We start from the raw sequence: 17,701 nt of genomic DNA, 5'->3' as shown, positions 1-17,701 counted from the left end.
ATGTTTCCCGAGCGCTACGTCCACCTGGAGCAGGCCCGCCGTCAGTTCGGAAACCGCGTGGAGCGCCTCGGCGCCATGCTCGGCGAGGGAGATCCCCTGGCCGACGAGGCCGCCGCGGTCCTCTCCACGCTCCCGCCCCCTCGGCGCCAGGAGATGCTGCGCCAGCTGACGGCGGGGGTCCTTCCCTCTTCCGCACCGGAGCCGCTGCTCCGTCTCTCCGAGCACATCCACCATGTCCCCTTCTGGGTGGACGAGGCGCGCTGTGACCGGGGCGGCACGGCCTTCCTGCGCACGGGCATCTTCGGCGGCTTCGTGCTCGCGTTCCGCTCGCTCGTGATGGGCTACTGCTCGCCCGCGGGCAACAAGCCGCTCGCCTTCTCGGGCCGGCTCAAGACGGCGGCCCCGCGCCGGCTCTCCGAGACGAGCCACTTCGTGGAGGCGGTGTGCCTGCCAGGAGGAATGCGGCCGGGCGCGCAGGGCTTCGCGGCGGCGGTGCGGGTGCGGCTGATGCACGCCCAGGTGCGGCGCCTGCTCGAGGGCTCGCCCCGGTGGAACGCGCGGGCCTGGGGCACGCCCATCAACCAGCTCGACATGGCGGGCACGGTGATGCTCTTCAGCCTCGAGGTGGTGGATGGGCTGCGGCGCCTCGGGGTGGAGCTGACGCCAGACGAGGTGGAGGAGCTGCTGCACCTGTGGCGCTACACCGGCTACGTGCTCGGCGTGCGCGAGGAGCTGCTCCCCGCCACTGAGGCCGAGGCCCGTACGCTCTGGGGGTTGATCACCCGCACGCAGGAGCTCCCGGACGAGGACGCGAGGGCCCTGGCCGACGCGCTCCTGCAGAGCCCCCTGCTGCAAGCGCACACCCCGGAGGAGCGCTCGCGAGCGGAGCGGGCCGTGGAGATCGGCTACGCCATCTCACGCCGCCTCATCGGAGACACGTACGCGGACGCGCTCGGCTACCCGCGAAATGCCTGGGGCCTGGTGGTGCCGCTGCTGCGGGTGGTGGTGTCGAACACCCACTCGGTGCTGCGGCGGGTGCCGGGGGTGGACATGCTGGCGCTGAACGCCGGGATGGCCTACTGGCGCAACGCCGTGTCCATGGGGCTGGCCGGGACCGACGCCACCTACGACATGCCCGAGCACCTACCGGGGTGAGAAGTCCCCGAGGACGACGCGGGAGCGGCCCTCCATGGGGAGCTCCTGCTCCTCCACGTGGGGGAAGCCGAGCTCGCGCGCCAGGTCCGCCAGGTACCGCCGCCACGGGTTGTACGGCATGCTGTTGTCCGAGCAGCACGGCACCACGGCGAAGGGCAGCCGGTGCTTCGCCGCGTACTCGATGATGATGCGCGTGGCGCCGTCCGGGTGCATGCCCACGAGCAGGTCGCACTCGCAGGGCTCCTCCAGGGTGAACATGCGCTGCTCGTAGCGGACGGGCAGGTGCTTGTGGCGCAGGTCGAAGGTGGTGACCGTGCGGCCCAATCTGGACAGGGCCTCGTTGAGCCGGCCCTGCCCGCCCGCGATGTCATAGATGCGCGGAGCGGGGAAGCGCTCGGTGAGGAACTGGGCGAAGAGGTCGAAGCGACGCTTGTCGGCCATGACCCCTCTCTACACCAGGTTCGGCGTCCTTGATTCCCGCAGGAGGGCCTCCCCCCGGGTGGAGGCCACTCGGGCAGCGTGCAACCGGGCCCGGCCCGCTCAGGAGAACAGCTCGAGCAGGTCCTCGCGGGTGATGGCCGTGGCGCCCGCGGCCTCGCTCAGGGCCGCCTCGAAGAGGGCGCGCTTCTTCTCCTGGAGCCCCAGGATGCGCTCCTCCACCGTGCCCTGCGACACCAGCCGGTACACCATCACCGGACGCTCCTGGCCGATGCGGTGGGCCCGGTCCGCCGCCTGCGCCTCGGCCGCCGGGTTCCACCACGGGTCCATGAGGAACACGTGGTCCGCCGCGGTGAGGTTCAAGCCCGTACCACCGGCCTTGAGCGACATGAGCAGCACCGGCGCGCCCTCGGGCGTCTGGAAGCGCGCGGTGATGTCCCCGCGGTTCGTCGTCGTGCCGTCCAGGCGATCGAAGCCGATCCCCGCCGACTCGAGGTGCGGCTCGATGAGATCCAACAGCGAGGTCCACTGCGAGAACACGAGCGCCTTGTGCCCATCCGACACCGCGGTGCCGAGCGCCTCCACGAGCGTCTGCACCTTCGAGGACGAGCTGGCCTGCTGGCCCGGGACGAGCGCCGGATGACAGGCCGCCTGACGCAGCCGGAGCAGGGCCTCCAGGGCCTTCAGCACGCTGCCGCCCTCGTTGAGCAGGGCGACCACCTCCGCGCGCGTGGCCGCCATCACCGCGTCGTAGACGGAGCGCTCCTTCTCATCCAACGACACGTGCATCACGGACTCGGTGCGCGGCGGCAGCTCGGGCGCCACGTCCCGCTTGAGCCTGCGCAGCACGAAGGGCCGGATGCGCTTGCGCAGCGACTGCGCCGCCTCGGCGCTCCCATCCGAGATGGGCCGGGCCACCTTGTCCTCGAACTGCCGGCGCCCCCCGAGCAGGCCCGGGTTGGTGAAGTGCATCAGGCTCCACAGCTCCTCCAGCCGGTTCTCCAGCGGCGTACCGCTGAGCGCCAGCCGGAACTGGGCCTGGAGCCCGAAGGCCGCACGCGCCACCTGGCTCTCCGGGTTCTTGATGGCCTGCGCCTCGTCCAGCACGACGGCGTCCCAGGTGCGCCCGCCGAGCACCGCCGCGTCCAGGCGGAGGATGGCGTACGTGGTGAGGGTGACATCGGCGGCCTCGTCCAGGGCGCGGCCGGGGCCGTGGTACACGCACACCTTGAGCGACGGACGGAAACGCTTCAGCTCCGCGGCCCAGTTGGGCAGCACGCTGGTGGGGCACACGACGAGCGTGCGAGGCCCCAGCACGCAGATGGTCTGGAGCGTCTTTCCGAGGCCCATGTCGTCGGCGAGGATGCCGCCGAGCCCGGCGCTCTTGAGGAAGCCGAGCCAGCTCACGCCCTGCTGCTGGTAGTGGCGCAGCGTGGCGGTGAGGTCCTCCGGCAGCGTGGGCGCGGGGAGCTTCTCGAAGCCCTCGACCAGCGGCGCCAGCCTGTCGAGCCCCGGCGGAGGCGGCTGCTCGAGCGTCTCGCACAGCGCGCTCAGCTCGGGCAGGGCGTGGTTGGAGACCTTGCCATCCGCCTGACGCGCGGCCAGGAGGTCCGCGACGCGCTGCCCATTCTTGTCCAACCAGGCGCGGGGCAGCGGCGCCCAGCCACCGCCCTCCAGGGGCACGAGCCCCAGGCCCTCGTTCCACGCGCGGATGACCGCCGCCGCGTCCACGGTGTGCGTCGGGCCCTTGTCCCCTTCCACCTGGAACTCGAGCGTGAAGCGCACGTCGGGAATCCCGGCCGCGGTGGCGCCGGACCGCACCTCGAGCTTCGGGCGGAGCCGGACGTTCGGGCTCACGATGCCCGCCGCGTCGCCGGAGAGGTCTCCGCGCCAGCGGCGGATCTTGTCCGCGAAGCGCACCATCTCCTGGCCCTGCACCGTCAGCCGCCGGCCGGGCACCAGGTTCAGCTCGTCCCGGAGCGAATGGAGGAGCCGCTGCTCGACCGCCTCGTCGCGCAGGGGTACGGCGCCGCGCAGGTACACCATGCGGCCGTTGTCGATCCGCACCGACGGCGGCGCCCCGTAGACGAGCGTGGGCAGCACGGACAGCCCGGACTCGAGCTGATTGAGCTCCAGCAGGATGCGCGGCTTCAGGTCACGGTCGATGGAGGGCAGGCGCTTGCTGCGGACCTCGACCGGCATGCGGCGGCCCAGCTCCGGGAGCACCTTGGAGGTGATCTCCCCCATCTGCTCGGGCGCGAAGGTGCGGACCACCGGGAGGTTCTGGAGCCACGGTCCCGTCATCGCCGTCTCACCCATGCGTGCCAGGGCGTCTCCGAGCAGCGCGACGCCCGGGCTCACCACGTCGACGACACGGGGATCCTTCGCCACCGTCACCACCAACTGCCCGCCCCGGTCCTCGACCACGGCCCGCGGAAGGACGACCTCCTCCGAGACGGCCACGGGCCGCCCGTCGAGCAGCACGTTGCGCGCGGACTGGAGCACCTGGAGCAGCGCGTCCAGCCGCTCGGGAGGGAGCGCGCCGCGGATGCGTTTCTCCAGGAGCCGATCCGCGAGGAGATCCGACTGCTCCACCTGGAGGGTGGCGGCCTTCGCGGGCCTGGCCATCAGGGAGGCGAGGCTGTCCTCGAGGGGCTCCTCCTTCCCCTCCGGGTGCGCGAGCGTGCGGTGGAGCTCCAGCCCGCCGGAGACCCGGGTGAAGTGGTAGACGACGCGGGTCCACTTCTTCGCGACCGTCTCCAGCGGGGTGTCCTGCTTCTCCGCCTGCTGGACGAAGATGGCCGCCGCCACCACGTGCTCGCACGGGTCCACGCGGCCGGGGCAGTCACACTCCCAGACGGCGTCATTCGGATAGAGGGTGACCGTGAGGGCGACCGGGCGGCCCGGCGCCTTGACCCTCAGCTCCAGCTCGGTGGGCTTCTGGGACTGGAGCGAGACGGCCCCGTTACGGGAGAGGGTCACCCCGGTGGTCCAGATACCGGGGCGGGCTTCCTTTCGAACGGCTTCGAGCAGTTGGGCGGTCGCGGACATGGGAGATGGGACTCCCTACGCTCCGAGGCGGCGCCGCGCAACGCCGATGTGCCCGGCGAGGTACCTGGGAAACAAGAGCACGCCCTCAGCGGCCCTGGAGGGAGTCGCGCGGCGCGGCCTCGGACGCCAGCGACTGCTGGAGCGTGCGCGGGCACGAGACCTCACGGCAGTGCGTACCTGCCACGAAGGTAGCTGCTCACCGCGCCGAGCTCGCTGTCCGACAAGGCCCGGTCATACGCGATGATCTCCGCGATATCTCCCTCCAGGAAGTACTGCCCGAACCAGGCCCCCACCTGGTTGAGGTCCCACGTCGCCGAGCTCGTGGAGGCATGGGTGGACTTCAGCACGCCATCGCGGAAGACCTTCCAGGCCGAGCCGTCATAGCGCACCGCGAGCGTGTGGTAGACGCGGTTGCTGCCCACCGTGGAGGTGTAGACGCCGGGGGTGACCAGCAGCACCTGGCTGCCATTCTCGAAGCGCAGTTGATGGTTGGCCGAGCTGCCGGCCGGCCCCAGAATCATGTGGAAGGATTCAGTGCTCTTGTTGTTCCTGGCCACCACGAACACCGTGGGGCGGCTCAACTGCATCAGGCTGCTGAAGACGAGCGACTGGGCCCCGGCGAAACGGAGCACGGGCTTGCCGTTGAGGGCCGGGTTGATGAGGTAGGGCTGGCGCGCCGCGTCCGACATGGTGGCGTCGCGCCGGTTGCCGCTGTGGTCCGTCCAGGCGGACACACGCCCCCCACTGGACGTCACCCCCGCGGACCCGCTCAGCCAGAGCTTGAGTCCCGTGGCGGAAATGGGGAACACGTTGACCTGGAAGGTGCCGCACGCCGCGCCATAGCCATCCACTGACAACTCCAGCCTCTGGCCGGCGCTGACGGTCACCGTCACCGAGGATTGCAGCGTGCCATTGGAGTCGTCGTTGCAGCCGAGCGTCGCGCCCGTCGCCGCGTTGGAGATCTGCAGCACCGTGTCATACGAGGCGCCCACCGTGCTGAACGTGAAGGTGCCGGAGTACGGCGCCGTCCACGCGTAGATGCGCTCCGGAGCGGAGGAGTTGCTCACGCAACCCGGACTCCGGGTGTTGGCCGCTCCGCACGTGCTCGCCGAGACGACCTTCGCCCCCAGCGCCGAGCCGAGATCGCCGGAGAGCTGACACGCCTCGGTGTAGCTCTGGGAGATCGTCTTGCTGGGCGTGGGGCCGCACACGTCACGGCCCGTGCTGCTGAGGACCACGGGCCAGGCCCTCACCTCGAGGGTGTGCGAGCCGCAAGGAATCCCCTGCTGACTGAAGTGCCAACTGCCCTCCCGGTTGTCGACGGGCTCCTCGGGCGTACGATCCGCATAGGCGTACCGGACGCCATCGAGGTAGTACTCCAGGAACACCGCGTTGGCGGGGTACACCACCTTCCAGTTCCCCATGCCAATCACCTCTCCCTGGTACGAGGAGAGGGCCGAAAAGGTGAGGCTGGAGACGCTCGCCCCGGAGCACATCGCGGACTGCCGGGTGCCCACTTCCAGCTCCTCGGGCGGAGCCTCCTCGCTCTCGGGAACACCACAGGCGAGCAGCATCAGCCCGGAAAGCAGGGCGCACAGGGGCGTGCGAATCAGGGCTCGTCGCATCGGGCATTCCTCCAGGCTCGGACGTCCAGTCCCACTGCAATATTACTGAATCCTCCTCTTTGTGAATTTGAGAATCAAGGAATATCGGCTCAGCCGGACTTGATGAGATTCCCCGGGCCCTGGCCCTCAGCGGCTCTGGATGGAGTCGCGCAGCGCGGAGATGAGCGTCTCGTAGCGCAGGGGTTTGCCGAGCACGCGCCGGACGCCCAGGGAGCGGGCGGCCTCGGTGGCCAGCGAGTTCACCTGCCCCGTCACCACCAGCACCGGCGAGCCCGGCCGGAGCTCCCGGGCCGTGCGCACCACGTCCAGCCCGTGCCCTCCGGGCAGCACCACGTCCGTGATGACGGCATCGAAGGGCTCGCTGCGCAGACGCCGGACGGCCTCGTCCGGCTCGCACAGGCCCACCGTGGCGTAGCCGTCCATGGACAGGAGATCACACAGCGCGCCCATGGCCACGGGCTCGCCCTCCACCACCAGGATGCGCCTCACGGCGCTCGCGGCGCTCATCGCCCGACCCACGGTTGGGGCCACCCCCGCGAGGTGATGGCCTGGAAGACCTCGTCCTCCTTGGCGTCGTGGCTGCCGTCCACGAAGGTGACGAGGAAGTGCGCGGCGCGCTCGAGCACGTCCATGACGCGCTCGATGTGGCGGTGTTCATTCACGAGGATATCGATGGCGTCCATGCTCAGACCGTCCGGGAGAAGCGGGGCCGCTCGGCCCGGCGCAGGTAGGCGTCGAACACCATCGCCACGTTGCGCACGAACAGCCGCCCCAGGGGGGTTACCTCGAGCTGGCTCCCCTCCCGCCTGACCAGCCCATCGTCTTCCAGCGGCCGCAGCCGCTCCAATTCCAGCGCGAAGCCGCTCGTGCCGTGCTCGCCCAGGTCCACCCAGAAGTTGCACATGAGCTGGGTGATGATGGCGCGGCGGCGCCGATCGTCCTCGGTGAGCTGGATGCCGCGCTCGGTGGCGAAGCGGCCCTCGCGCACGCGCTCGTAGTAGTACGGCAGGGCGCGGACGTTCTGCGCGTAGGCCCCGCCCACGTCACTGATGCCGGTGGAGCCGAGCGCCACCACGTCCCGCGCGGCCTTCACCGTGTAGCCCTGGAAGTTGCGCCCGAGGGCGCGCCGCTGCTGGGCCAGGGCCAGCTCGTCCTCGGGGACGGCGAAGTGGTCCATGCCGATGGGCAGGTAGCCCGCGTCCACGAAGGCGGCCCAGGCGGCGCGGAACAGCCCCTGCTTGGTGTGCGCGTCGGGCAGGGCCTCGGCCGGCATGCGCTTCTGGTGCTTGAGCACGTCCGGGATGAAGGCGAACGAGTACACGGCGAGCCTGTCCGGCCGCAGCTCGAGGATCTGATGGAGCGTGCGCGCCCAGCTCTCCGGGTTCTGGTACGGCAGCCCGTAGATGAGATCGAAGTTCACGCCGGAGAAGCCGAGGCCGCGCGCGTGGTCCAGCAGGGACCGCGTCCGCGAGAAGGGCTGGTGGCGGTGGGTGACCTCCTGCACCTTCGGATCGAAGTCCTGCAGCCCCATGGAGACGCGGTTGAAGCCGAGCTCCCGCAGCAGGGAGAGCTGTCCCGGCGAGGTGATGGCGGGGTGGACCTCGACGGCCACCTCGGCGTCCGGCAGCGGCGAGAGGTGGCGGGTGATGCCACTCCACAGACGCTCCAGCTGGCGCTCGTTGAGGAAGGTGGGAGTACCCCCGCCCCAGTGCACCTGGGAGAGCGTGCGGCGGCGGCCCAGCCGCTCCACCACCCGCTCCAGCTCCAGGAGGACATGGTCGATGTAGACGTCCGCCGCGCGGCGATCCTGGGAGACGACGACGTTGCACCCGCAGTACCAGCAGAGGCTGCGGCAGAACGGCAGGTGGACGTACAGGGAGAGGGGCTCGCCGGCGCCCGAGCTGCCCGCCACGTCGAGCCGCTCGGCGTAGCGCTCCGTGCCGAAGTCCTGCTTCCACTCGGGCACGGTGGGGTAGCTGGTGTAGCGGGGGCCGGCGACGTCATAGCGCCGCATCAGCTCTTCGGACGGAGTGGGGATGTGCGGGGACGAGACCATCGGTCCCCTCCCCCATTCCAAGCACCGTGCCAACGCCGCGCCCTCGGACCCCCCGTCCCGACAGGGCTTCCGGGTGCAAGGGCTGCGTCCAGGCGCAAGGGTTGCGCTCCGAACCCCCCCGGGGCCGCGCCCCCTGTCCCGGCGGTCCCAGGAAGAGCGCCCACAGCCAGCCCGCCTGCCCGGGCACCGGGCAGACACCGCCCTCCTGCTTCGGGGGCCGGAGAAACGTTCAGTGGGACTGCTGCTCGGGCCCGGCGAGCTGCTCGGCGGGCCGTGCCAACGGCAGGGTGAAGCGGAACGTCATCGCTCCCTCGGGGACGCGCTCCGCGACAATCCGCCCGTGGTGGGCCTCGATCAGCGCCCGCGTGATGTAGAGCCCGAGCCCGAGCCCCTTCGCGCCCCGGCGCTCCACGTCCCGGGCGCGCTGGAACCGCCCGAACAGGTACGGCATTTGTTCCGGGGGGATGCCCGGTCCCTGATTCGTCACCGACACACTGACCTGGCCGGCGCCCACCTCGACCGCGACGCGGATGGGCGTCCCCGGGTCGCCGTACTTGATGGCGTTGGTCAGCAGGTTCTCCATCACCTGCGCGATGCGGTCGGCGTCGGCGTCCACCCGGGCGGGCGCGCCGTGCACCCGCAGCTGGAGCGGCCGTTCGGGCACCTCCAACTCCATCCGCTCCATCGCCTGTTCAATCAGCTGCACGAGCTCCACGGGCTGGCGGTTGAGCGAGAGCTGCCGCGCCTCCAGCCGCGTGAAATCGACCAGGTCCTGGACCATCCGGTTGAGCCGGCGCACCAGGCCGCTGATCTGCTGGGCCCTGTGCCGCAGCGCTGGCTCCGCGGCGACCTGGCGGGCGATGAGCCGTGCGTACATCTCGATGCTGCTCAGGGGCTGGCGCAGGTCATGCGCGACCACCGCGCTCCACTCGATTCGAAGCCGTTCCAGGTCCTTGATCGCCGAGATGTCCTCGAAGATGACGACGGCGCCCGGCGGTGTCCCCCCGGCGCCCGGGATGAGCGCCGAGCTCACCAGCAGCGGCACCAGGCGGCCGTCGGGCCGCCGCAGGCGCATCTCCACGCCTTCGAGCTGATCCCCGCGCAGCGCCCGCACGACGGGGAGCTCCTCGAAGGCCAGCGGCTTCTCCTCGGCGTCCAACCACTCGCCGGCATATCGCGAGACGTCGACGGAGAGGCCGGCAGGGTGCCCCAACAGTTGCCGCGCCCGGACGTTTCCGTCCCAGTGCCGCTCATCGGCGGCGAGCACGATTCCCACGGGCGACAGATCGATGATGACCCGCAGCCGCCGGTAGGCCTCTTCGCGCTCGCGCTCGGCGACCTTGCGCTCGGCGAGGTCCCTCACGATGACGATGATTCCCAGTTGCTCCTCGAAGTGGACCTGGAGCGCCGTCGTCTCGACGTCGCGGACCGAGCCGTCACGGTGGAGCATGCGCAGCTCCCGCGGCGGCGACGCGAGCCCGCTGCGCAGCGCACCGGCCCGCTCCAGGACGGCCGCCAGGTCGTCCGGAGGGTACAGCTCCGAGATGGCTCTGCCGGTGAGCGCCGCCGGATCGCCGTATCCCAGCAACGACGACAGCGCCCGGTTGGCGTAGGCGACGCGCTCACCGCGATGGATGAAGACACCGTCGGGCAGCCCTTCCATGAGTCCGCGGAACTGTGCCTCGGAGCGGCGCAGCTCCTCTTCCATCCGCTTGCGCTCCGTGACGTCTTCAATCTGACTGACGTAGTAGAGCGGAGCCCCATCGGGGGCGCGCACGAGCGCGACGCTCAGCAGGGTGTCGACGACGGCGCCGTCCTTTCGCAGGTAGCGCTTGCCGAGCTGATAGCGGGGAATCTCTCCGCGTGCGAGCTTGCGCGCGAGCGCGACGTCGGTATCCACGTCGTCGGGATGGGTGATGGCCGGGAACGTCAGGCCGGTGAGCTCCTCGCGCGAGTAGCCGACCATTTCGCACAGCACGTTGTTGACGCGCAGGAACCGGCCGTCGAGCCCCACGAGCGCGACGCCGATCGGCGCCTCGTCGAACGCCAGCCGGAAGCGTGTTTCGCTCTCCTGCAGCGCCTGCGTCTGGGTCTGGAGCTGCCGGTAGATGCGCGCGTTCTCCAGCGCCACCGCCGCCTGGTCCGCCAGCACCGACAACAGCTCCTCGTCCTCGGCCGTCCCCGTCCCGGTATCGCGGCGGAAGACGGCGAGGATGCCGATCGTCTCCGCGCGCAGCACCAGCGGCACGCCGACGCACCCCTCCAGCCCGGCGGCCCGCCCGATGTCGCGGATGCGCTCCATCACGCCGGGCCCCAATGGCACCTCGAGCTCCCGCGCGTCGCCCGGCACGTGGTGGGTCGCCGCTCCCCTCAGCGTCTCCTCTTCCCGCAGGAGCAGCGCGGCCGCTTCCGCGCGCAGCAGCGTGGCCGCGTACCGGGTCACGGTGGCGAGGACGACGCCGCTCTCGAGGGACGAGGTGATCAGCCGGTTGATGTCGAGGAGCTCGCGATAATTGCGGGCCGTGTCCGCTGGAGAAATCATCCACCGGCCCCCGGCGGTGCACCGGCGACCTCCACGCCGTGCCTTCCGATGGTCATCTGCCGGAGGTGGTCGTCGTGCGCGCTGCCCCGGCACTTCACCACCGCCAGCACACGGCTGATACGCCCGCCGGGGTGCACGTCGCCATCGACGCAGTAGCGCAGCGCGACGACGTTGTCGCTGATGTAGGAAGCGCCCATGCGCGTGAAGGACGCGAAGTCCGGGTCCACGAGCGCTTCGTAGGTGGCGTAGGCCGTCACGCCGCGCACCGCGAAGAGCTGCATCAACGAATAGATGTAGCCGCGGAACCGCTGCGGGTCCGACGAGGCCGCTTCCAGGTCTCCCATGCTGTCGATGACCACGCGGCGGATCGGCCTGGAATCCAGGACGGCCGTCATCTGCTGCACGATGTCGTCGATGTTCATCTCCACGGGAGAGACGTAGAGGGAGGTCAGGTGGCCGCGCTCGCCGAGCTCCTCGACGTTCCAGCCGAAGCCCGAGATGAGGTGGCGCAAGAGCGTGGGGTTCTCCTGGAAGCTGACCAGCAGTCCGTGCTCGCCCGCGGCGGCCCCCGCGAACAGGAAGTGCATCCCGAGCAGCGTCTTTCCGCTGCCCGCGGCGCCGACCACCAGCGTCGAAGAGCCTCGCCGGAGGCCGCCATCGAACATCCGGTCCAGGCCGGCCACGCCGGTGGAGACATGCTCCGGCGAAGCGCAGTAGCCGATGGGCCGCTCCGGCGTGACCAGGCGCGGAAAGGGCACGAGCCCCCGCTCGGTGATGCGGAACGCGTGCTCGCCCGCGCGGTAGCTGCTGCCGCGCAGCTTGCGCACCCGCAGGTACCGCTCCTCCCGGGTGCCGTACGCCCTGGTAACGAGCTGGAGGATGCCGTCGGCGATGGCGAACTCGGCCAGCTGCTCCACCTCCTCGTCCCGGTACTCGCCGACGAGCAGCGTGGTGCAGGCGCGCGCGGCCAGGTTGCCCGCGATATCGAACATGACGCGGCGGATGTCGGGGCCGGTGGACTCGAGCTCCCGCAGCGCCTTGAACGAGTCGATCACCAGGTACGACGGCCGATGCTCGTTCATCAACGCCATGATGGTGTCCGGCAGTGTCAACAGCCCCTTGGCGCGAATCACTTCCGCGATGTCGCGATAGAAGATGGAAGGACGGTCACCGAGCAGCTTGTCTTCGTCGAAGAACGAGAACTGCTGCAGGTAGCGCAGCACCTTGGTGACGGGCTCCGAGAGCGTCGTCAGGTAGAGCGCCGGTGCGTCGAGGCGCGCGTTGGCGAAGATGAACTGCTGCGCGAGAATCGTCTTGCCCGTGCCCGGCGTGCCCGCGATGACGTTCAACGAATTCAGGGGCAGGCCTCCGCCGAGGATGATGTCGAGCCCGCCAATCCCAGTGGTGATCCGTTCCATGTTTCACCCCTGTCCCTCGCGGCCGGGCGCTTGCTCCAGCAGGCGCTGGACCTCGCCGAGGAACCGCCGCTCGTCGATGGGCTTGTGCAGGAAGGCCTCGGCGCCCGCTTCGCGCGCACGCCGCTCGGCCAGGAGCTCGCTGAAGATGAGTACCTGGATGTGGCTCGTCGCCGGCTCCTGCTTGAGCAGCTTGCAGACGCGCAGGCCGTCGATCTTCGGAACGAGGATGTCGGCGATCAGCATTTTCGGGTGCAACCGCCGTGCGGCTTCGAGCGCGGCCGCTCCATCCTGGACGAAGTGGACGGTGTAGCGCTCGCCGAGGAGCGCCTGCTGGAGTGCCCGGATATACGGGTCCGACTCCATGACGAGGATGAGCACGCTCCCCTTGTCCACGTCCGCCGGGTCTTTCATCGCTCCCGCCACCTCTCCTGCCAGGCCGCCGGCCCAGTCCTCGCGGCCCTGTATCGAATGTAGTTGCTCGCTCCTGGGGCGCCATCCCAGCACGTGCGGGGCCCTCCCCCCTCGTCCAGGAGGCCCAGCAGCGTGGGCATCATGCGGAAGAAGGCCTGCACGCCCTCCACGGAAGAACTGCCCTGTGTCCCGGGCCGCTTCTTCAGCCTGCCCATTCGAAGGTTCTCACCTCCACGGGCAACCCGTCGCTCCTCGCGAATCCACGAAAGGGGCCGGCTCAGCGCGGGGTGAGCTTGAGCAGCTTGCCGTTGCTGTCGTCGGTGAGCAGGTAGAGCGCGCCCTCGGGGCCCTGCACCACCTCGCGGATGCGCGCGCGCAGGTCCGTGAGCAGCCGCTCCTCGCCCACCACCCGGTCATTCCTCACCATCAGCCGCACCAGCGCCTGGCTGGACAGGCCTCCGATGAAGACGTTGTCGCGCCACTCGGGGAACAGCTCCCCGGTGTAGAAGGTCATCCCCGAGGGGGAGATCACCGGATCCCAGTAGTACACGGGCTGCTCCATGCCGGGGCCCTGCGGGCTCGCGTGGATGGGCGAGCCCGAGTACTCCTCGCCATAGCCGATGGTGGGCCAGCCGTAGTCCTTGCCCGCCTCGGGACGGTTGAGCTCGTCTCCCCCGCGCGGCCCCATCTCCACCGTCCACAGCCGCTGCTGGCGGTCGAGCGCCGCCGACAGGATGTTGCGGTGCCCCACCGACCAGATCTCCGGTCTGGCGCCCTCGGTGTTCACGAAGGGGTTGTCCAGGGGCACCGAGCCGTCGGGGTGGATGCGGACCACCTTGCCGAAGTGGCTCCGCACATCACGCGCCTGCACCCGGCCCTCGAGGATGGAGCGCTCGCCGAGCGTGACGAACAGCTTGCCATCGGGAGTGAACACCAGCCGGCCTCCCGCGTGCAGGGTCGACTCGAGCGTGGGCATCATGCGGAAGATGACCTGTACTCCCTCCACGCGCGGCTGCGCACCGTCGACGAGCTTCGCGCGTGCCACCGCCAGACCATTGCCGCCCGAGCGCGGCTCGTAATAGGTCCAGTAGATGAGGCCGCTCTGGGCGTAGTCGGGGCCCACCTCCACGTCGAGCAGCCCGCCCTGTCCCCGGCCGTCCACGCGCGGCAGACCCGCGACAGCGGGAGACTTCGCGCCCTGGGGCGTGACGATGTAGAGCGAGCCGGTGGGCTTCTCCGTCACCAGCATGCGCTGGTCGGGGAGGAAGGCGATGGCCCAGGGATTCCTGAAGCCCGAGGCGATCTCGGTGACCTGCAAGGCCGTCTTCGTCTGGATGGCCGGAGCGCGCGTCTGACCGGGGAAGGCCGGTTGGAACTCGGGCACGTTGGGAGGGCCCGTCGGGACGGGAGGGCCGCTGGGAAGGGGCTCCTCGGGAGGCGGCTCCGTTTCCCCGGGGGTTTGCGGCGTGCCGCCCGGGGGGTTGGGGGTCTTGCCGCTGCAGCCCGACAGGAGGGCCGCGAGGAGCAGGGTCATCGACAAGGTGCGCATGGAACTCTCTCCAGGAGACAGGGGCGGGAAGGGCTACTTCCTTGGAGGTCGAATAACCAGGCCCGGCGAGGTGCGCCACCTACGCCGGATGACTCTATCGCCTTGTTCACGGGTCGGTGTTTTCAGGAACCTTTGGACACGTTGGAGGTCAGCGCTTCCACGCTCCGCCGGTCAGTTCCATCCGCCGTCCGTGACAGTCGTCCTCGAGGGCCTTGAAGCGCAGCTCGTTCGCGCTCCGGCTGACCTCATACCTGCCGCGGATGCCCTGGCAGAGCCCGGACTTGTACTCGATTTCGAACTGGTTGCCCGATTGGCTGTAGGTGCACTCCTGTTCGAGTGAGCCGATCGGCTTGCCCGTGGCGCGGTCGGTTGCCCGGGACCTGCAACGCCCCGCGCCGGAGAGCTCCAGTGCGGCGTCCACCTTCGCGTTGCCAGCGTTGCGGCGCCAGGTGCCGGTGAGGTCCGGGGCCGCCGTGGACGTCTTCCCCTGGCCGCGTTGCTTCGCGGTGGGAGCCGGTGCCGGGCCATCGACTGCGCTGCAGCGGTCGGCGTCATCGCAGTTCTTCGCCCTGGCCAGACAAGCCCGCTCCGCGGGAGAGACGCCCGAACAGATGAACCCGCAGCCCGTGGCGGCGAGGGGACAGACGTCGCCGAGGTGCTGGCAGACCTCGGGACAAGCCGGGGCGTCGCCCGCATCCGCGGGGAGTGCCAGGGTGAGAGCCAGGGAGAGGAGGGCGGCGGGAAGCGTCTGGATGAATCGCATGGGGGCGTCCTTGTCGGGGCTGGCCGCTCTGGACGAATCCCCACCCACTGTATTCAGGGCACCCGGCGCCAGCGGGGGGAAGTGGATGAATTTTCGGGGCGCTCGCTGCGTCCAGGGCGTTCACCATGAACAGGTTCGCCTCGATCTTCTGCTCGCTGCTGCTGTCCTGTACGAAGCCCATCCCGGCTCCCGAGTCCCCGGTGAATGCCGGCGCGCCCGCCACCGCACCCCAGACCGGGGACGCTGCCCGTGACACGGGCGCCTCCGCCCCGGCGCCGGTGGATGCCGGTGCGCCCGAGACCTCGCCGGACGCGGGAGCCATCGCTCCAGACGCGGGAGCCGCCACGACCGCGCAGGCGGATGCGGGAAGCACTGGAGCGGCCGGCGCGCGCTGCTCGGCGAGCACCCTCAGCCCCGAGCCGAAGCCGGCCCAGCCGCCCCTCCCCCCCGCGGTGGAGTCGATGCGCCGCCGCATCATCGCCGCGGCCGTGGCCTGTGACTACGAGAGGTTGGAGGCCCTCACCCACGAGACGGGGCAGGGATTCACCGCCAGCTTCGGCGATGACCGGGTGAACGTGGCCGAATACTGGCGCAAGAGCGAGACGCGCGACGGAGACCCGGTGCTCGCGCGAATCGTGAAACTGCTCAACCTCCCTCATGCGAAGAGCGGCGGCCTCTACGTCTGGCCGTCCGCGTACGGCGAACACCCGAAACCCAAGGACTGGAAGGCTCTCGAGTCGGTGTACACGCCCGAGCAGCTCGCCCAGATGCGCAGCGTCACGGGCGGTGGCTACGTCGGCTTCCGCCTCGGCATCCATTCCAACGGGGACTGGGACTTCGCCATCGGCGGAGACTGAGCCTTTCCGCCCCACGGGTAGCACGCGAACCCCACCCTGGCTCAGGGCGGGCTCGGAACGAAGCCGAGCAGGGTCCCGGGAAACTTGTCGGTCACGAGCAGGAAGCCCCGCCCGTCCAGCCGCACCACTCCCTCCCAGTTGCGGGGTGCCTCATCGGAGAGCCGCAGCTGGAGAGGAGGCCGATCCGTGAGCACGATGCCAGTGGGCCGCACCTGGAGCTCGATGAGCCGCTCCACCTGGGGCTTCTTCGCATGGGCCGGTCCGGTGCCGTACCGGGCCATGAGCGGATCCGGCGCCGGATCATAGGCCCGAGAGGTCCCTGGAAAGCTGTAGTTCATCACCCAGAACCGGCCCTCCGGGTCCAGGGAGGTGGCATCGGTGACGCGGTATTCGATCGACGGGAGCGAGAGCCTGCCGGCGGAGGTGAGCGATCGATCGAAGCTCTCGGCGGCGGGGGCCGGGTTCACGCGAACCCCGTTGGCCTCGTACAGGGCCAGCAAGCGATCCCCTCCCACCACCAGGGTCTCGAAGCCCGCGTTGGCCACCTGGGCGGGCAGGGAAAGGACGGCCTGGGGTGCAGCCTCGAGCTTCAGCACGCTCAAGTCGGGCGCGATGCGGCCGGTCACCAGGAAGCCCTTCCCCGTGCTCTGGCGGGCCTCCACGGACAGATATGCTTGTTCCCCCACGAACCCGATGGCCTCATAGCCTTCGAAGCCGGGGATGCGCTTCTCAAGGCCACCGCTGTCGAACGGAATGCAGCGGGGCTCGAGAGGCCCGGACGCCGTGTTGTCGAGCCGCGCGAGGACGTCTGCCTTCGAGACGGTGTAGAGACAGGAAGTGCCGTCGTTCCGCCAGCCGGGATACTGCGGCAGCATGACGAGGTGCTCCCCGTACCAGGCGAGGCCGGAGAGCTCGGCGTTCTCGCTCTGAAGAGGACCACCGAGCGGCAGGAGGGTGACGGCCTGCTCCGGCGCGGTCCCCTGTAACGCCAGGGGCACGTTCGCCGCCGGAGCCTGCTTCGAAGCACACCCGGCCAGCACCAGCGGCAGCAGGAGGGCTCGGACCCTCCAACCCACCCGCCTGTTGTCTCCCCGCATGTCCCGCTCCTCTCGTGGTTGCACGGCGGGCGGGAGCATAGCGGGCTCCCTCAGGGGATGGCGCGGGTCTCCTTCGCCTGCGCCCGAGCCGCGGCCAGCTTGAGCGCGCGCTTCTCCACCCCGCGCACCGTGGCCACCACGGCGTCCTTCTGGCCCACGCCGGCCAGGAAGCCCGGGATGGAACCGCCCGGCTCCACGATGAAGCGGTAGACGAAGTGCACCCCGCCCTCGGAGCGCGGGGTGAAGTACCAGCTGCCCTGGTTGTGACGCAGCCGCACCACGCCCGCGCGCTCCGGCAGCATGCTGTTGTCCGGCATCCACTTCTGGTGGAACGCCACCTGTCTGCCTTCCGCGTCCAGCACCGGCTCGTCCAGCACCCGGAGCACGTAGTCGCGATCCGAGATGAGGGGGAAGTCCAGCCGCGTATACGTCAGGCGGGCGCCGTCCGCGCCTCGCGCCAGCAGCCGCGACTCCGTCACGTACGGCATGAAGTTCCGGAAGTTGTCGTGGTCCATGAGGGCCGTCTGCACGTCCTGGAGGCTCACCGGCAGCACCCCCTCGGCCCACACCTCCCGGCCTCCCGTCACGGCCGTGTAGGGCCGGGCCTTGATGGAGATGTCACCGTCGGACACCTTCTCCCAGTCCTCGGCCCCGGCGCCACCCGCCACCACCGCACACAGCAGTACCGCCACACCCGTCACGCTCCGCATGTTCGACTCCTTCGCTCTCGCCGGATGGG

The 17,701-nt window shown here is 70.1% G+C and carries 15 protein-coding genes; 2 read left to right on the top strand and 13 right to left on the bottom strand.

Going from position 1 to position 17,701, the window contains the following annotated elements:
- Complete coding sequence (locus VFZ09_RS49090) at positions 1 to 1,155, top strand: oxygenase MpaB family protein (RefSeq protein ID WP_329734812.1); 1,155 nt, start codon at positions 1 to 3, stop codon at positions 1,153 to 1,155.
- On the opposite strand, the gene VFZ09_RS49085 is transcribed toward VFZ09_RS49090, so the two are convergent.
- The 11 genes from VFZ09_RS49085 to VFZ09_RS49035 form a co-directional block, all read right to left on the bottom strand.
- Positions 1,144 to 1,596, bottom strand: a complete 453-nt coding sequence (locus VFZ09_RS49085; protein ID WP_047856301.1) for a hypothetical protein — start codon at positions 1,594 to 1,596, stop codon at positions 1,144 to 1,146. The two genes, VFZ09_RS49090 and VFZ09_RS49085, sit on opposite strands and share 12 nt — an antisense overlap.
- 99 nt (positions 1,597 to 1,695) lie before the next feature.
- Entirely contained in the window at positions 1,696 to 4,644 is a 2,949-nt protein-coding gene (locus VFZ09_RS49080; protein ID WP_329734780.1) for a DEAD/DEAH box helicase, read from the bottom strand.
- Between the two features lie 161 nt (positions 4,645 to 4,805).
- A complete protein-coding gene (locus tag VFZ09_RS49075; protein ID WP_329734779.1) occupies positions 4,806 to 6,269 on the bottom strand; it encodes a LamG-like jellyroll fold domain-containing protein in 1,464 nt (487 codons plus the stop codon).
- Between the two features lie 126 nt (positions 6,270 to 6,395).
- Complete coding sequence (locus VFZ09_RS49070; protein WP_329734778.1) at positions 6,396 to 6,776, bottom strand: response regulator; 381 nt, start codon at positions 6,774 to 6,776, stop codon at positions 6,396 to 6,398.
- Positions 6,773 to 6,952, bottom strand: a complete 180-nt coding sequence (locus VFZ09_RS49065) for a hypothetical protein (protein ID WP_329734777.1) — start codon at positions 6,950 to 6,952, stop codon at positions 6,773 to 6,775. The genes VFZ09_RS49070 and VFZ09_RS49065 overlap by 4 nt, the downstream gene beginning before the upstream one ends.
- A 2-nt stretch (positions 6,953 to 6,954) precedes the next feature.
- Positions 6,955 to 8,325, bottom strand: coding sequence for an oxygen-independent coproporphyrinogen III oxidase (gene hemN / locus VFZ09_RS49060; RefSeq protein ID WP_329734776.1), 1,371 nt, complete (start codon positions 8,323 to 8,325; stop codon positions 6,955 to 6,957).
- Between the two features lie 229 nt (positions 8,326 to 8,554).
- A complete protein-coding gene (locus VFZ09_RS49055; protein ID WP_329734775.1) occupies positions 8,555 to 10,867 on the bottom strand; it encodes a PAS domain S-box protein in 2,313 nt (770 codons plus the stop codon).
- Positions 10,864 to 12,285 carry an RAD55 family ATPase gene (locus VFZ09_RS49050; protein WP_329734774.1) on the bottom strand — a complete coding sequence of 474 codons (1,422 nt, stop codon included), beginning with the start codon at positions 12,283 to 12,285 and terminating at the stop codon, positions 10,864 to 10,866. Before VFZ09_RS49050 ends, VFZ09_RS49055 begins: the two co-directional genes overlap by 4 nt.
- 3 nt (positions 12,286 to 12,288) lie before the next feature.
- Positions 12,289 to 12,696, bottom strand: a complete 408-nt coding sequence (locus VFZ09_RS49045) for a response regulator (RefSeq protein ID WP_329734773.1) — start codon at positions 12,694 to 12,696, stop codon at positions 12,289 to 12,291.
- A gap of 277 nt (positions 12,697 to 12,973) precedes the next feature.
- On the bottom strand, positions 12,974 to 14,245 hold the full coding sequence (locus VFZ09_RS49040) for a PQQ-dependent sugar dehydrogenase (protein WP_329734772.1): 1,272 nt from the start codon (positions 14,243 to 14,245) through the stop codon (positions 12,974 to 12,976).
- A 148-nt stretch (positions 14,246 to 14,393) separates the two neighbouring features.
- The gene (locus VFZ09_RS49035) at positions 14,394 to 15,008 is read right to left on the bottom strand and encodes a hypothetical protein (RefSeq protein WP_329734771.1); all 615 of its coding nucleotides are present in this window, start codon (positions 15,006 to 15,008) and stop codon (positions 14,394 to 14,396) included.
- A 125-nt stretch (positions 15,009 to 15,133) separates the two neighbouring features.
- Between VFZ09_RS49035 and VFZ09_RS49030 the strand changes: the two genes are divergently transcribed.
- Positions 15,134 to 15,865, top strand: coding sequence for a hypothetical protein (locus VFZ09_RS49030; RefSeq protein ID WP_329734770.1), 732 nt, complete (start codon positions 15,134 to 15,136; stop codon positions 15,863 to 15,865).
- A gap of 41 nt (positions 15,866 to 15,906) precedes the next feature.
- On the opposite strand, the gene VFZ09_RS49025 is transcribed toward VFZ09_RS49030, so the two are convergent.
- Together VFZ09_RS49025 and VFZ09_RS49020 are read right to left on the bottom strand one after the other, a co-directional pair.
- Complete coding sequence (locus tag VFZ09_RS49025; RefSeq protein ID WP_329734769.1) at positions 15,907 to 16,962, bottom strand: hypothetical protein; 1,056 nt, start codon at positions 16,960 to 16,962, stop codon at positions 15,907 to 15,909.
- Positions 16,963 to 17,012: 50 nt separating this feature from the next.
- Positions 17,013 to 17,672, bottom strand: coding sequence for an SRPBCC family protein (locus VFZ09_RS49020; RefSeq protein ID WP_329734768.1), 660 nt, complete (start codon positions 17,670 to 17,672; stop codon positions 17,013 to 17,015).
- Positions 17,673 to 17,701: the final 29 nt, after the last annotated feature.

Origin of the sequence: Archangium sp. (assembly GCF_036277355.1) — a bacterium.
GTDB lineage: Bacteria > Myxococcota > Myxococcia > Myxococcales > Myxococcaceae > Archangium.
Note: the sequence above shows the minus strand (reverse complement) of the source record. Positions and strands in the feature narration are given on the sequence as shown.

What these genes read in the sequence shown, in the direction of transcription:
- VFZ09_RS49090 (WP_329734812.1), top strand. Translation starts at nt 1, where the DNA reads ATGTTTCCCGAGCGCTACGTCCACCTGGAGCAGGCCCGCCGTCAGTTC.
- VFZ09_RS49085 (WP_047856301.1), bottom strand. Translation starts at nt 1,596, where the DNA reads ATGGCCGACAAGCGTCGCTTCGACCTCTTCGCCCAGTTCCTCACCGAG.
- VFZ09_RS49080 (WP_329734780.1), bottom strand. Translation starts at nt 4,644, where the DNA reads ATGTCCGCGACCGCCCAACTGCTCGAAGCCGTTCGAAAGGAAGCCCGC.
- VFZ09_RS49075 (WP_329734779.1), bottom strand. Translation starts at nt 6,269, where the DNA reads ATGCGACGAGCCCTGATTCGCACGCCCCTGTGCGCCCTGCTTTCCGGG.
- VFZ09_RS49070 (WP_329734778.1), bottom strand. Translation starts at nt 6,776, where the DNA reads ATGAGCGCCGCGAGCGCCGTGAGGCGCATCCTGGTGGTGGAGGGCGAG.
- VFZ09_RS49065 (WP_329734777.1), bottom strand. Translation starts at nt 6,952, where the DNA reads ATGGACGCCATCGATATCCTCGTGAATGAACACCGCCACATCGAGCGC.
- hemN (WP_329734776.1), bottom strand. Translation starts at nt 8,325, where the DNA reads ATGGTCTCGTCCCCGCACATCCCCACTCCGTCCGAAGAGCTGATGCGG.
- VFZ09_RS49055 (WP_329734775.1), bottom strand. Translation starts at nt 10,867, where the DNA reads ATGATTTCTCCAGCGGACACGGCCCGCAATTATCGCGAGCTCCTCGAC.
- VFZ09_RS49050 (WP_329734774.1), bottom strand. Translation starts at nt 12,285, where the DNA reads ATGGAACGGATCACCACTGGGATTGGCGGGCTCGACATCATCCTCGGC.
- VFZ09_RS49045 (WP_329734773.1), bottom strand. Translation starts at nt 12,696, where the DNA reads ATGAAAGACCCGGCGGACGTGGACAAGGGGAGCGTGCTCATCCTCGTC.
- VFZ09_RS49040 (WP_329734772.1), bottom strand. Translation starts at nt 14,245, where the DNA reads ATGCGCACCTTGTCGATGACCCTGCTCCTCGCGGCCCTCCTGTCGGGC.
- VFZ09_RS49035 (WP_329734771.1), bottom strand. Translation starts at nt 15,008, where the DNA reads ATGCGATTCATCCAGACGCTTCCCGCCGCCCTCCTCTCCCTGGCTCTC.
- VFZ09_RS49030 (WP_329734770.1), top strand. Translation starts at nt 15,134, where the DNA reads ATGAACAGGTTCGCCTCGATCTTCTGCTCGCTGCTGCTGTCCTGTACG.
- VFZ09_RS49025 (WP_329734769.1), bottom strand. Translation starts at nt 16,962, where the DNA reads ATGCGGGGAGACAACAGGCGGGTGGGTTGGAGGGTCCGAGCCCTCCTG.
- VFZ09_RS49020 (WP_329734768.1), bottom strand. Translation starts at nt 17,672, where the DNA reads ATGCGGAGCGTGACGGGTGTGGCGGTACTGCTGTGTGCGGTGGTGGCG.